The following is a 15554-nucleotide window of genomic DNA, read 5'->3' on the forward strand; positions in this document are numbered from 1 at the left end:
ATGAACAAACTTAAAGCAGCAAATTTATACAGAAGCGAACTTATTCCTATATCTGGAAAGCTAGTAGAACGTTATAATAAATGCTTATTGAAGTTGGGTTTTACAGAAACTAAACTCACTAAATTTTCTATTGATGGTATTGGATGGAGCCCAGAAATTGCAGAAGAAAAAGATGATGAAAATTACTTGTGCAATGGCGAATCCAATCCACATGGAATTATTATTTCGCCATTTCAAAACAAAAAGCCAGTTTACTTGCCCTATCATACATTTGATAGAGACATGATGCAGTTAATATTTAAGACGCATGGGAGTAAAATAAACGACATTACAAGAGATTCTGCTATTTGTATAGACTTTGACCAAAGTATCGATGCATTCTATGAGCCATTAGACGTATTAAAGTATCAAACAATTACTATCAAATTTCATCTTATTGATAATTTAGATAATGTTAGGAATGAACAGTTAGAGCTTATCAAAAAGTTTAATCAAGGGAATAACTTTATACATGAAGATATTCATGCAGAACTTTTAGAATCTGCTAATAAATATGGTGATTTAAGAGAGCGAGATTTAAATTTGGAAGATCTAGAATTTCAAACAGACTCTTTTTATACTAAATCTTTTGGAGGCGTTTATGTTTTGCGAGATTTTATTTCTCCAATTGTAGTTTTTGAAGATAGAAAGTGGTACAAAGAAGCAATTAAAGATACCATTCATGAGGTCATTATTTTTCATATTTCTCAGCCTGAACTTATGGAAAAGCTTAGAGATCATATCATTGTTACTTATGACCTTGAGGAAATTGTTAATACCAAGCGATATGAGCGTATCAAGCGATATGAGTTTGCACAACATCTGAAAAACACAAAGCATCCAATAAAAGATATTTTGAACGATCCATTATTGTTTAAAAGTTACTTGAATAAAATTGATATCGAGTCTCGTAAAAAAGTGATGAGTGTAGAACGCTACTTAGAAAAACTTGAAACCAGTAACCAATATAAAATTGCTGATATCGTAGATGAAGATTTGTTTGAAGCTTTGCATGAGCCGCATTCAAGTCTACATCCAAAACATCAAGACCTAATATGGAAGTTACTCGTGAATATTGCACCTAAAGATGTCTTATTCTTATATTGGTATGATAAACAAGAGTTCTATAAGCAGTATCAGACTTGGGGCGACTCTCTGCAAGATTGGGTAATAGAAACCATTAGTAACAATATTTAAGTTTTTTAGACTAACTTTATATAACCATTTTGTGTTGTCATTCTAAGTCAAAACAAGATTAATACCATCAAACTATGTCACTAGAAATCATCATATTTATTGCATCAATACTCTTTGGAATTGTTTTGTATTGGAGAGAGTCTAAAAGCAATAAAATTTACCGTTTTTTCAATAAACTATTCTATTCAAAAGAACTGCAGATGCCAGCATCCAGTAAAAAAGGATTTTTGTATCAACAATCATTTTTAATGCGTTTAGTTTACATTGCTGTATTATTTTTGGTAGGCATTGTGTTTGTAAGATTCATTATTCCAATAGATTTAGCCACACTATCGTTGTTTGCATCAAGTATTTTTGGTACGCTAGTTGGTACCTATTTGGCAAATTTTGTTTTTAAGTCTTCAGAAGTTATCGATGAAAAAAGCGATACACTCTTAGATGCCGTAAAAGATACTGTTGAGAAAGGCAAAGACTTTATTAAGGAGTTAGAGACTAAAGACGCTGAAGCTGAAGTAAAAGAACAAATACAAAAAGAACCAACTTCAGAAATTAAGGAAAAATCTGCAAGAGAACGATTAAAGGATAAAGGTTTAATGTAATTTCGATATACAGAAATAGTTATGATAAATAAATATTGGAACAAAGGAAGAAAACAAAAAACAATCACCATTATAGTTGGTTTCATCTTGCTTATTGCATTGTTTGCTTTTCGCGACGATTACCAACCAGCATTATTATTTGTTAGAAAATTTATCTTCATTATCCTATTGAGTTTGATTGTCTTGGTATTCGGACTTAAAAAATTCAGAAGCTCTGCCAGTACTGGAAGGCGTATAGGTATTCTAGCATTACTAATTGGTTTTTTTGCATTTATCTACCTCGTAGGTTGGCATTTAAAACTGTATGATTATATGAAAACTTATAATGTTTTCAATGATTTGAATAAGGTAGAGATCAATGAACTACCATTAACACAAAATGAACGTATTCAACCTCTACGGAATATTTTTTCTATGGCTAATGAAAGTGTAGGAGAGACCAAAGATGTATCATTACCGCATTTAGTAAGAGTAGATGATGAAAACAAATGGACGATGGCCATTCAACCTTCTGAAAATTATACGTTTCAACAAATAAGTGACAATACAGAAGAGGTTTTTGCTGTATCTAGTACAACACCTTTTCCACGTTTTTCTTCAGAGAATCGCATTCCAGTGACATTTTCTATTGGTGAGTCTTTAAAATTTAGCCGTAATACCTACAATGCTGTCGTGCAACGTTTCAATCCTTGGATGCTTATTAACTATGAACCTAGTGATACGTTTTATATGAAAGATGATAATGGCGAATGGGTTCAAGTGGTAAGCTTGATCAAATGGAAAGGTTTTTTCTTTCCTTACCCAAGCTTTGGTGGTGTCATGGTTATTGAAAATGGCGAACATGATTTCAATGATTATCTTGAGCGTATTGCCATTGGTAAAGGCACATTTATTGCACCTGAGGAGATGAAAAACTATCCTTATCTCAATAAACAAAATACATTGGCAGAAAAAGTATCTCGCTTGCAAGCTGAGTCTTTAAAATTCTTAGGTGGATTTAGTGATCCATTACCTTGGAATATGGAAACAGCAGTTAAAATTCCTGATTTGCCAGACGATCAAAATGAACAGCCTTTTGTGACCGACTTCGATTTTGCAGGTTCAGAAAGTGATGCCTACAGTGGTTTATATCATTGGTTTGGGCTAGAACCAGTTGGAGATGAACGTACCAGCTTAAGCTATAGTGTATTTGTTCCTGCAGATGGAACCGATAAACTATACTATTACGATCATGCAGCTAAGAAGCAAGGTTATGCTGGTGTTTCTGCCATGCCATTAAAAGTAATTGAGTCTCGTAAAGAATTTGATTGGTCTGTCAATAAGCCAGTTGAATTTAGACCATACATTAAAAATATAGCTGGAAGAAAGCGTTTATTTTTTTTAGGAACTATTTCTGCAATAAAAGAAAATGCTACTGGACAATTTGATGGCTCTGCAACACCAGATCTAGCGCTTATTGATAGCGAATATCGCGATGTGATCTGGATTGATGTCAAACATCCAAGCACTTGGGATAAAGAAGTATATGATCAGCTTGGAGAAGCTTGGCGATCTAGTGAAGGCATTGGTTATTACTATCAAGAAGCGCTCATTGATGAAGACTTGATGATTCAGCAAGCTGTTGATTCTATAATGGCTATTCCTAAAGCTGACGAAAAGACCAAACAGATAGAAGCACTTCAACGTAGAATAGATTCTTTAAAATCTGTTGGTAACTAAAAAACTAAATTAACTAACAAAATATTTCGAACCATGATTTCAAAATATTATGACATAAAAAACCTTAAAGGCGATTTAACTGGTGGATTAGTTGCAGGTGTTGTAGCGCTTCCTCTTGCATTAGCATTTGGAGTACAATCGGGCTTGGGAGCTATTGCAGGATTGTATGGCGCAATAGCTGTCGGAATTTTTGCAGCAATTTTCGGTGGTACTGCTACACAGGCAAGTGGACCAACAGGACCAATGACAGTTGTTTCAGCTGCTTTAGTTGTAGCGGCTATTGAGCTTACAGGAAGTCTCGAAAGCGCAATGGGAATCATCATTCTAACCTTTTTACTAGGAGGTGTTTTGCAAATTGTTTTCGGATTCTTAAACATCGCTAGTTACATAAAGTACTTTCCGTACCCAGTAGTCTCTGGGTTTATGAGTGGTGTTGGTCTTATTATCATTATACTACAGTTGTTTCCTTTTGCTGGTTTATCCTCCCCAAAGTCAACTTGGTTAGTTATGCTAGATTTACCAAGGTTATTTACTCTGTTTAATTGGCAGGCTTTAGCTTTAGGAGCCTTGACAGTATTTATCTATTATGTGTTTCCAAAAATTACAAAAGTAATTCCAAGTGCTTTAGTGGCTTTAGTAGTGGTATCAATAACAAGTTATTTTCTACAATGGGATGTTCCAATTATTGGCGAAATACCTTCAGGATTACCAGATTTACAAATAGACGGTTTATTGTCAATAAGTTCAGATGCTTATTTCTTAATTGCTGAATATGCTACAGTTTTAGCAATTTTAGGGTCTATAGACTCATTGTTAACCTCTGTAATTGCTGATAATATGACTAAAACGAAACACAATAGTAATCGTGAACTAATTGGTCAAGGTATTGGTAATGCTGTTGCTGCAATTTTTGGAGGTATTCCTGGGGCAGGAGCAACTAAAGGAACAGTCGTAAATATTAATTCAGGAGGACGCACTCGAGTTTCTGGTACAGTGCATGGATTGTTTTTACTGGCAGTATTACTAGGCTTAGGAAAATTAGCAGCTTATATTCCATTATCAGTTTTAGCTGGTTTGTTAATACCTATTGGATTTAAGATTATAGATACCAAGGGGTTTAAGCATTTGTTAGTAGTGCCAAGAGCTGACGCTTTTGTTCTTATTTTGGTATTATTGGTAACTACCTTTGGTAGCTTAATTCAAGCTGTAGGAATGGGTTTATTATTAGCTTGTTTATTGTTTATGAAACGTGCAAGTGATATTAGTGAAGAAGGTATGGAAGTTGGTACTTTGGCTGGTTTTGATGGTGAAAAACCTTGGCAAGATGAAATTGAATTTTATGAAACCTTTAAGGATCAGGTCTATATCAAACATCTTTATGGACCGTTGTTTTTTGGATTTACATCTCATTTTCAAAGTGAAATAAAGAATATTCCACCTCAAATTAAATCGCTCATAATTAGAATGGATCGTGTCCCATATATTGACCAATCAGGATTGTACGCTTTAGAAAATGCAATTTTAGATTTAGAAGAAAAAGGCGTAATGGTCATTTTAACAGCATTACAAGAACAACCACTTGATAAATTAAAATCTATTGATATTATTCCTGACCTTATAGATGAGTCTCATATTTTTGAAAATATCGATAAAGCTTTTGATTTTTTAAAAACTAAATTTAAGTTATAAGTATTATTATAAATGTAATTTCATTTTTATGTCGCTACGTTTATAAGGACTATTAGGTTCTATATCTAATTCTACAAAGCCAAATTTTCTATAGATATAGATTGCGTTTTCTAGCTTGGTATTAGAGTAGAGTATAAGAGACTTAAACGTATTTGCTTTTGCAAAATCAATACAGTATTGCATGAGAAGTTGCCCAATACGTTGTCCTCTTTGAGTAGGTAGTACAGCCATTTTAGTAAGTTCAAAAATTAGAGGTTCATCTGTTGGCATAAGGGCAACAGTACCAACAATATCATCATTATTCTTTGCAAAAAATATATAACCTCCTTTGTTAATAATATAGGTTTCAGGTTTACTTAAAACCTCTTGATCAAAAGGTTCTACATAGAAAAAGGTTTGTAACCATTCTATATTTAGATCATAGAAATATTGTGCATATTTGGGCGAATAGTCAATAATACTCAACGTATTGATAGTGTGTTGTTTGGCTTCCTCTATTATAGCAGCACTTAAGCTTTTTTTAAGAAGCTTATCTTCAACTTTATTTAAATGCTCAACTAAAGAATTGGATGAATGGCTGGTATAATCTTTTACAACGAGATCCATGGCATGCCATAAAGGTTTCATACGACAAATCAAATGTTCACCTTTAATTGATAAGTGGAGTATTTTTTTTCGTTTATCAGATTTATGGTGTTTAAGTTCTAGAAGGCCTTTGTCTATCAATTTGTTTAATGCTTGTGTGATTGCCGGTTGTGATAATTTTAATGCTGTTTTGATTTCTGTATTAGTTACGCCATCTTTATTTGCTATGATCTTTATGATAGGAAAGAGGTATGGATCGAAATCGATATTAAAATAATCATATGTAATTTGAACCTCTTTCATAAGAAGATCACTTAACCTTCTTAAACGTGAACCTAAAGCCATCTCGCTAAATCCTCTTAGTGCGTCCATTAAATACATATTTATATAAGTACTTATGTAAATATATAAAATTAATTTACTATTTCAAATAATTTCTGGCTTTGATGAAATCTGTAATTAAGTAGGTGATTAGTTTTCCAACTTGCGTTTCGGTGTCTGGAGTAGGAGCTGCTTCACATATATGTAAGTAGGTAACATTAGTTTGTTTACCAAAATGATGAACGAATTGTCTAGCTTGGTTTGTCGAGAATCCACTTGGTGTCATGGCACTACTCGGGACGCCTTCAATAGCATCACAGTCAATTTCTAAACCAAAAGGATTTTCACTAATATGTTGTATAGCAGTCTCAAGTTCAGAATGAAAATCACTGTCTTGTCTAATCATTATATCTTCAAATGTACAGTACTGAATGGCTTTAAGTTTTTTTAATGTTTTAAATATGCGATCAGATGTGTAGTTTTCATGAAGCCCAAAAATAAAATAGTTTTTAAGGAACCCTTCAGCAAAAGCGTAGCTAAATCCATTACCGCTATGTCTTCCTTCTTCAGCTCTAAAATCATGATGAGCATCAAAGTTAATAGCATTAATAGGAGCTTTTAAAGCTAAGGCAGCACCTTTAATATTTCCATAAGCATTATTATGACCACCACCAATAATAATAGGCACTTTACCTGCACTGATGATTTGAGAAACTAAATAAGTGACAGCTTCATCTATTTTTTTTACTTTTTTTCGTACTTTAAATATGTCTTTCTTTTTGTTTTGATCAAGTGTATTGATTTTTTCTTGGTAGGCAGGAAACTCTAAAGCACCTAATATTACTACTTTTCTAGCATGTGTATGTGCATTACTTTGCGTATTTAACAAAATTTTAATCACAGCGTCCCAAGCACTTGAAGTACCTGTGTTACCTAGGTTAGCAAAGACACCAACATCTTCTTTAATTCCAAAAATAACATAAGTAACGTCTAATTTTAACAATTGCTCGTATATATCATTGTAATCTGGAAGTAACATAATATGTTCTCCAAATTTGGTCTCTTTAGAGCGTTTTTTCAGAATTGCATTCAATTCGGAGTCTGTAAAAGGTTTTAAGTGTTCCATTAACAAAATTGATTAATTTTGATGTAATAAAAGTACAGTTTTTTTATTTTCAGATTCATATAAAAATAGAAAGAATTAACGTTTAAACAACTAAAACAAAACGTAACTTATGGAAAATTCAAATAGCAAAAGTATCGGTTTAAAAATTGCATTAGGAATTCTATTGGCATTATTTTTAGGTACAGGATTTTACACTTCAAAACTCTACAATGAGAAAAAGGAAAATGAAGCCTCTCTAACAAAGGAAAAAGAAGAGGTGATGGCAGATTTAAATTCAATGTTAACGAAATACGACGTTGCAATTAATGAAAACGAAGTTGCTAACCAAAGCTTAGTAGAAGCTAAAGAGCGTATTCAAGGCTTAATGGACTCTTTAAAGATTTCTCAAAACAGTGTGAACAGTTTATGGAGGTATAAAAAGAAATTTTTAGCACTCCAAGAAGAAATGGATGTACTACTAACAGAAAATGATAAATTAAAGTTAGAGAATGAGCTTTTAGCGACTTCATTAGACAGTACCAACGTACAATTAGCTGAGCGTGCTGTATTTACAGATTCGTTATTGGTGCAAAACACACAATTGTCTGAAGTTGTTGAGAATGCTGCTGTATTACAAACTACAGGCTTAAAAGGGTTTGGTGTTATTGAGAGAAGTTCAGGAAAATTAATTCCTACAGAAAGAGCAAAGCGTAGTGATAAAATTAGAATTTGTTACACAGTTGCTAAAAACACTTTAGTTGGTGCAGGTGATAAAGAACTGTATGTTCAAGTATTAGATCCAAAAAACAATGTGTTAGGTGCTAACGAGCAGATTCAGTTTGACGAAACGGTACTGAATTATAGTTTGATTAGTAAATTTAACTATGAAAATAGAAACTTGAATATTTGCGAATTTGTTGCTCCTAATGAAGACTTTGAGAAAGGGCGTTATGTAGTTAACGTGTTTAATGAAAAAGAATTAGTCTCTAGTTCTGAGTTCACACTCAAGTAAAATATAAATCAATTCCTTATAGAAAAGCTCGAAGATTATAATTAATCTTCGAGCTTTTCTATTTTATTAAATAATTTGCCCATTGATAATGACATCCCTTATGTGATGATCACCAAAAGCATACATTAGATAATGATAATTAGGAATTGGTTTTGTTATAATGATATTTGCTTTTTTGCCCTTACAAATACTGCCATATATGTTTGAAATTCCCATTGCATAAGCACCATTAATGGTTGCTGCGTTAATTGCTTCTTCTGGAGTTATTTTCATTTTAATACATGCAGTAGAGACTACAAAATTCATATTCCCGCTAGGCGTAGATCCTGGATTGTAATCGGTTGCTAGTGCTAGAGGTAAACCAGCATCAATGAGTTGTCGAGCAGGTGTATATGGTATGCTTAAAAAGTAAGAGCAAGCAGGTAATGCAACAGGTATAGTATTTGAACCTTGTAATGCTTTAATATCATCATTAGTGAGTTCTTCCAAATGATCTACAGACAAAGCATTATGAGCCACACCAAGTGCTACACCTCCAAATGCATTGAATTGGTTAACATGTATTTTTGGAATAAGTCTGTGTTTAGCACCAGCTTCCAGAACACGTCTTGTATCTTCTAAGTCAAAGTAACCTTTTTCACAGAATACATCAATATAGTCAGCGAGATGTTTTTCTGCAGCAGCTGGAATCATTTTGTCAACAACAAGATCAATAAATGCTTTCTTATTATTTTTATAGGCTTTAGGAATTGCATGAGCCGCAAGCAAAGTTGATTTTATCTTAACTGGGAAATCTTCTTTCAAGCGATTAATTACACGTAGCATTTTAAGCTCTGCTTCAACGGTTAATCCATATCCAGATTTGATCTCAATAGCTCCAGTACCCAAATTTATAACTTCATTTAATCGTTTGGCAGCTTGTTTGTAAAGTTCATCTTCAGATGTAGCTTGTAATTTCTCTGCAGAGTTCAATATGCCACCACCTCGTTTAGCGATATCTTCGTATGAGAGTCCATTAATTCTATCAACAAATTCTTGAGTTCTATCACCAGCATATACAATGTGTGTATGAGAGTCACACCAAGTGGGTAGTACAGTACTTCCTGAAGCATCAATAATCTTTTCTGCTTCAATACCACTAAGCTCTTCCATGTTACCAAATTCAACTATAGTATCGTGTTCAATGTATAAGTATGCATTTTCAAGTTTTGGTAGATACTTCATGTCACTACCTTTAACAATGGTAACATTGCTCTCTCGCACTTGCAATAGCTCTTTTATATTAGTTATTAAAATCGACATACAAAAAATTTGAAATTAAAATTAATAAATAAAAAACGCCAGCATGATGCTAGCGCTATTATTTATACAGGTGTTTATCAACATTAGAGTTTCATGAACTTAAAGTTAGCATCATAACCTTCAAATTTAATGATATACATACCACTGCTAAGTTTAGAAACATCTAAGGTGTTATGGTTTGAATCAATTATTGATGTTAAAATTTCTTTACCCATATTGTCATAAACAGAAATAGTCATAGTTTCTGATAACTCTCCTTTAAAATTTAATATATCCTTTGTCGGATTTGGATAGATGCTCAGTTGGTCAATAATTACTTCATTAACACTTAAAGTTATAAAATCATTTTCGTACCACTGTACTGTATCACTAGCATTACCTACTGTTGCTAAGTCTAAATCTGTATCATCATCAAAATCAGCCGCTGTGATATCGTAAAGAATATGATTGTTGTTTGTAATAAAAGTTGCAGTACTACTTGGGTTATCATTATCAGCTCCTTTAAACCATACGATTGCATCATCTACAACACCGCCATCTGTAACAATGACGTCATTAAAAGTATCATTATCTATATCTGCTACAAGCACACTTCCTGGATTTCCAATAATTGAAGAATTATTTATTACATTAGATGTAGAAGTACCATTTTTAACTTTATTGAACCAAGCTACATTACCAGATGTGAAGTCTACCTTTACAACATCCATTGCGCCATCATTATTTACATCGGCAAAAATAGCTCCAAATAAAAAAGAGTTACCACTATCTACGGTAACTGTATCTTTAATCCATGAAACAGATGTAGATCCGCTTTCTATAAATTGATTATAGTAAATTTCGATAGATTGAGAGTTGACAAATCCAACCAAAACGTCTAAATCGGTGTCGCCATCAAAATCTGCTAGATCTATATAATATGGTCCGTCTGTAGTTCCATTTTCTATATCGGTTTCACTAGTAAAACCTCCAGCACCATCACCAGAATACCACTGTGTTCTGTTGTTACTGAAAGAAGCTGCTACTAAGTCTATATGACCATCTTGATTTATATCTCCAGTTGCCACTTCTCCAGGACCAGTAATTGAAGGGTCAACGACTACTTCAGGTCCAAATCCTGATCCATTACTTAAAAAGTATACGAGCTTGTTCTGGCTTACTGAGGTTGCTATAATATCATCGCCAAATAGTCCATCAATATTTGCTGTAGCTAAGCCTTCTACCCAAGTGATGGTCGATGACACATCAGTTTCAACAGAGAAGTTGCCATTACCATCATTTTTATACCATTTGATATAATCTTGAGTTGGCATATTACCATTAAAGAAATAGGTTGAGACAACTAGGTCAATATCACCATCGCCATCAAGATCACCTGAAGCAATATCGCTACCTTCATCACCTATCATTGTGTCTATATTTTTTTCTGTAAAAGATTGAGCAAAAGCAAAGCAACAGACTAGTACCATGGTTAAAAAGCTGAGTAAAGTTTTTTTCATAAATTGAATATTTAAATATTATTATAGAATTCTTATTTTAATGAGCCTACCATATCTTCTGGTTTAACCCAATCATCATAATCTTCAGCACTTACATAGCCAAGATTGATTGCTTCTTCCTTTAATGTTGTTCCGTTCTTATGGGCTGTATTTGCAATTTCTGCAGCTTTATAATAGCCTATTTTAGTATTCAAGGCAGTAACCAACATCAATGAATTATTAAGCAGTTGTTTGATAACTTGATGATTTGGCTCAATTCCAGAGGCACAATGGGCTTCAAAACTTACACAAGCGTCACCGATCAATTGTGCAGACTCTAAAACATTGGCAGCCATCATAGGCTTAAACACGTTTAATTCGTAATGACCTTGTGTACCTCCAACAGTTACAGCAACATCGTTACCCATTACCTGAGCACATACCATTGTTAAAGCTTCACATTGTGTAGGATTTACTTTTCCAGGCATAATAGAGCTGCCTGGTTCGTTTGCTGGTATAATGATCTCTCCAATACCGCTTCTTGGGCCAGAAGCCATCATACGAATATCGTTAGCAATTTTATTTAAAGAAACTGCTAATTGTTTGAGTGCACCATGCGTTTCTACGAGTGCATCATGAGCGGCTAATGCTTCAAATTTATTATCTGCCGAAACAAATGGTAAATCTGTAAATTTAGCGATGTAATCTGCAACTAGCTCACTGTACCCATTTGGTGTGTTCAAACCAGTTCCTACTGCAGTACCACCAAGAGCTAATTCTGATAAATGTGGTAGTGTGTTTTCTAAAGCTTTTAATCCATGGTCTAACTGCGATACATAGCCAGAGAATTCTTGGCCAAGGGTTAAAGGTGTAGCGTCCATTAAGTGGGTACGACCAATTTTCACAACATTATTAAAAGCAATTGATTTTTTGTGAAGGGTATTTCTTAATTTAATTACCCCAGAGATAGTAGTCTCAACTACTTTCTTATAGATTGCAATATGCATGCCTGTAGGGAAGGTGTCATTTGAAGATTGTGATTTATTCACATCATCATTTGGTTGGATTGTTTTATCCCCTTCACCAATAACTTTTCCTGCAATTTGATGTGCTCTATTTGCAATGACTTCATTTACATTCATGTTACTTTGCGTTCCAGAACCAGTTTGCCAAATTACTAATGGAAACTGGTCATCGTGTTTACCTTCTAAAATCTCGTCGCATACTTGAGCAATTAGGTCTCGTTTCTCAGGCGAAAGTACTTCTAGGTCACAATTCGTATATGCTGCTGCTTTTTTAAGGTAAGCAAAGCCGTAAATGACTTCTAAGGGCATCGAAGCTGGAGCTCCAATTTTAAAATTATTACGCGAACGTTCAGTTTGTGCTCCCCAAAGTTTGTCGGCTGGCACTTCAACGTTTCCCATTGTGTCTTTTTCTAATCTGAATTTCATAATTTGAAATATATTTTAAAGTCCTACAAAGTTAGGGTTTTTCGTTATTTTAGAGCGAAAATCATTACTTAGTTTTTATGATTTTTATATACGTTGCATTTTATGCTAGTAGCAGTTGATAATTATCTTTTCATAACCTGTTGATAAATCTGAACTTTCTTATTGTAAAACAAATTGCTTTATTATATCTTTGCAATAACAAAAAAAAACCACATGTTTGAATTTGATCAATATTTAGGATTTTTAGCATTTTTAACTATTTTGACCATTGGGTTTTGGCTCATGATATTTTTATTGACTTTTGTTATTCCTTATTGGATTTTCGGATCGTCTATTGAGCGCTTAAAAGAAATAAGAGAAGAAAAGAAAGCAAAACGTGCTGCAAATAGTTAAGCACTTGCTATAAATACATAAAAAAAGGAAACCAAATCGGTTTCCTTTTTTTATGTATTTATAGTACTTAGAAGCTATGAATTATCCTTCAAAGTCAAAATTGTCACTATTACCTCTTTCTGAGCGCTCACGATTCTTTTGCTGATTAAAGCGATAGGTGAATGATAGATTAAATGTGCGTTCTCTCCATTGAAATTCACTGTAAGAATTAAACGTAGGCGTTGTAGTTTCACTCATACGTTTTCTCGAATTGAACACATCACTAACATTAATAGCAATTGAAGCACGATCTTTAAACAAATCTTTACTAAAGGCTAAATCCATTGAAAATATTCCTTTGTTTTTGTTTTGTGCATCCTCACGAGGACCTCTATAGTTTATTCGTGTTTGCCAATCAATATTACCTGGAAGCGTATATTTGTTATTTAAACGAACAAACCAGCTTAAATTTTCTGCCCCAAAATTGGTTCCTTGAAACACTCCTTCTGTAATCGACTGAAAAATATTGAAATTCCCATTAATATTCCATTTTTTAGTTGGCCTATATGTAAGTGTAAACTCAAAACCATAGCGATCATTCGTTGCTAAGTTTATAGGTGAGCGTCTAAGTATTGGTGTTAATTCACCATCCTCATATTGTTCGAAAATAGGGTCGTTTATGTTAACGATTAAATTACCTTCAAAATCAAAAAAATCATCAGTAGCAAAGTTTATCAAATTAAAACTGTCTGTAGTTCTTTGATAATAAATAGATGAGTTTAATGTTAGCTTATTACTAAATCGCTTATAATAGCCTAAATCGAGTGTATTTGAAAAACTAGGGTCTAGATCTGGATTTCCTTGAAATAGACTTGTAGGTGAACTTCTTGAAGGAAATGGATTGATAAAACGAGAACGCGGTCGCCTAATTCTTCGGTTATAACCCAATGTTACGTTTTCATCTTCGCTTATTTCGTATGCTAAGTTTATAGTAGGGAAGAAGCTAACATAATTTTTTCTATCAAACGCATTAGATGTTTGCTGATCTATTGTAATTCTAGTATCTTCTAATCTTAAACCAAAAAGGTAACTAAACTTATCACCTAATTTACTTCCAAACTGGGTGTAAATGGCATTAACATATTCACGATAAATTAAACTATTAGTCAAGTCGGCACTTAGTTCAAATACATCTGTGTCATCATCTCTTAAAAATACGGTATAATCTGTATCTAAAGTTAAAAAACGTCCTTGATATCCTAACTCAAGCTGACTCACTTCCCCAATAGGCAATACATAATCACTTTGTAAAAATATTCGATCTTGAGTTTCATCGGTTGTTACATCTTCAACCTCAATACCATCTTGCTGAATCAATGATTGTTCAAGCTCTGAACTGGATTCGTATTGAAAATTAGCAGTAAAGCGATGATCGGTATTATCTCCAAACTGCTTATCAAAATTTATGGTGTACTGTATGGTTTTATCATCTTCAAATTCTGGGTCGAAACGGTTGATGAACTCTGTAACGTTCGTTTCATTTGTAAATCTAACGATATTGTTAGTACTCTCTTGTTCATTATTACTGTCGCGAAATTGAATTGATGTTGTTAAAGATGCTTTTTCAGTAATATACCATTCAACACCAAGGTTTGTGTTAAGACTTTTTCGTTCACGATCAAATGTTCTAGTCTCTTCTTGTCTATTTCCAGATGGAATAAACTCTGAATCTGAATAGGCATTACCAGGAACTGCTCTGTAATTATAACTTGTGGTGTTGAAAAAATTAAAATCTCCTGTTCGATAATTTATATTTCCAGAAACGCCTGCTTGAGTAGGATAACCAGCATTTACTGTAATTGCTCCGTTTAGACCTTGCAATTTACTGCGCCTTAAAATAATGTTTAAAATTCCTGCAGTGCCTTCAGCATCATATCTAGCAGAAGGCGATGTGATGACCTCTACACGTTCAATAGCTTCAGCAGGTAATTGTCGCAATGCTTCAGTTGAATTTAAACCAACCAATCCTGAAGGTTTGCCATTAATTAATATTCTAACATCATCATTACCACGTAATGCAACATTACCTTCTACATCGACAGAAACTGATGGGACATTGTCTAAAACATCACTAACAGTACCACCTCTTACAGTTAGATCTTTACCTACACTGTAAATTTTTTTATCAAGTTTTATTTCAACTGTAGTCCGTTCAGCAATAATTTCAACAGCGTCTAGAGCTTCTAAGTTAAGAGATAAACTAACTGTTCCAAGGTCTAGATTTTTGTCTATGGCTTTATCTGAATAGGTTTTGGTTTTATACGAAAGGTATTCAACTTTTACATCGTAGAGACCAGTTGGAACCTCAATTTTGAATTTCCCATCAATATTGGTAATGCCACCAGTAACGACCTTGTTTTCTGATTTATTGATAAAGGATATGGTAGCATATTCTAAAGGGAAGCTATCATCAGCATCAATCACAGTTCCTGAAATCACTACTTCTTTTTGTGCAAAACAAAATGTAGAAAATAATAGCAGTAAGTAGAGTAGTAGAGTAGGCTTCAAGTTCATGGTTATATTTTGCTTTTAGAGTCGCAAAAATAAAACTACTTATACGGTATATAGGTTAATCTTTTGTTAAACCATATCTTCTTAGATCACTTGAAGTAGCGAGAAACAATC

General features: G+C 33.5%; 12 protein-coding genes. 6 read left to right on the forward strand and 6 right to left on the reverse strand.

Going from position 1 to position 15554, the window contains the following annotated elements; genetic code table 11:
- The 4 genes from Q0876_RS11455 (at position 1) to Q0876_RS11470 (ending at position 5243) form a co-directional block, all read left to right on the forward strand.
- Positions 1-1236: a DUF6638 family protein gene (locus Q0876_RS11455; RefSeq protein WP_299227981.1), complete on the forward strand. Its 1236-nt coding sequence runs from the start codon at positions 1-3 to the stop codon at positions 1234-1236.
- Positions 1237-1310: 74 nt separating this feature from the next.
- Complete coding sequence (locus Q0876_RS11460) at positions 1311-1835, forward strand: hypothetical protein (protein ID WP_299227983.1); 525 nt, start codon at positions 1311-1313, stop codon at positions 1833-1835.
- Positions 1836-1856: 21 nt separating this feature from the next.
- Positions 1857-3554, forward strand: coding sequence for a hypothetical protein (locus Q0876_RS11465; protein WP_299227985.1), 1698 nt, complete (start codon positions 1857-1859; stop codon positions 3552-3554).
- 33 nt (positions 3555-3587) lie between these two features.
- Complete coding sequence (locus tag Q0876_RS11470; protein ID WP_299227987.1) at positions 3588-5243, forward strand: SulP family inorganic anion transporter; 1656 nt, start codon at positions 3588-3590, stop codon at positions 5241-5243.
- Between the two features lie 6 nt (positions 5244-5249).
- Here the strand turns inward: Q0876_RS11470 and Q0876_RS15695 are convergent, their stop codons facing one another.
- Positions 5250-6200, reverse strand: coding sequence for a GNAT family N-acetyltransferase (locus Q0876_RS15695; RefSeq protein WP_367276651.1), 951 nt, complete (start codon positions 6198-6200; stop codon positions 5250-5252).
- 49 nt (positions 6201-6249) lie between these two features.
- On the reverse strand, positions 6250-7275 hold the full coding sequence (locus tag Q0876_RS11485) for a formimidoylglutamase (RefSeq protein ID WP_299227989.1): 1026 nt from the start codon (positions 7273-7275) through the stop codon (positions 6250-6252).
- Positions 7276-7384: 109 nt separating this feature from the next.
- Here Q0876_RS11485 and Q0876_RS11490 point away from each other — a divergent pair, with 109 nt between their 5' ends.
- Positions 7385-8266, forward strand: coding sequence for a chromosome partitioning protein ParA (locus Q0876_RS11490; RefSeq protein WP_299227991.1), 882 nt, complete (start codon positions 7385-7387; stop codon positions 8264-8266).
- Positions 8267-8332: 66 nt separating this feature from the next.
- Here Q0876_RS11490 and hutI read toward each other — a convergent pair whose 3' ends face one another.
- The 3 genes from hutI to fumC all read right to left on the reverse strand — a co-directional run bounded on the left by hutI (position 8333) and on the right by fumC (position 12497).
- Positions 8333-9568, reverse strand: a complete 1236-nt coding sequence (gene hutI / locus Q0876_RS11495; RefSeq protein WP_299227993.1) for an imidazolonepropionase — start codon at positions 9566-9568, stop codon at positions 8333-8335.
- An 83-nt stretch (positions 9569-9651) separates the two neighbouring features.
- Positions 9652-11067 (reverse strand): T9SS type A sorting domain-containing protein, encoded by a 1416-nt coding sequence (locus Q0876_RS11500; protein ID WP_299227995.1) that lies wholly within the window; start codon positions 11065-11067, stop codon positions 9652-9654.
- Positions 11068-11099: 32 nt separating this feature from the next.
- Positions 11100-12497 carry a class II fumarate hydratase gene (gene fumC, locus Q0876_RS11505; RefSeq protein ID WP_299227997.1) on the reverse strand — a complete coding sequence of 466 codons (1398 nt, stop codon included), beginning with the start codon at positions 12495-12497 and terminating at the stop codon, positions 11100-11102.
- Between the two features lie 213 nt (positions 12498-12710).
- On the opposite strand from fumC, the gene Q0876_RS11510 reads away from it, so the two are divergent.
- The gene (locus Q0876_RS11510) at positions 12711-12890 is read left to right on the forward strand and encodes a hypothetical protein (RefSeq protein ID WP_299227998.1); all 180 of its coding nucleotides are present in this window, start codon (positions 12711-12713) and stop codon (positions 12888-12890) included.
- A gap of 81 nt (positions 12891-12971) precedes the next feature.
- Here the strand turns inward: Q0876_RS11510 and Q0876_RS11515 are convergent, their stop codons facing one another.
- Entirely contained in the window at positions 12972-15443 is a 2472-nt protein-coding gene (locus tag Q0876_RS11515; RefSeq protein ID WP_299228000.1) for an outer membrane beta-barrel family protein, read from the reverse strand.
- Between the last annotated feature and the right edge of the window lie 111 nt (positions 15444-15554).

Origin of the sequence: uncultured Psychroserpens sp. (genome assembly GCF_947503375.1) — a bacterium.
Taxonomy (GTDB): Bacteria; Bacteroidota; Bacteroidia; order Flavobacteriales; family Flavobacteriaceae; genus Psychroserpens.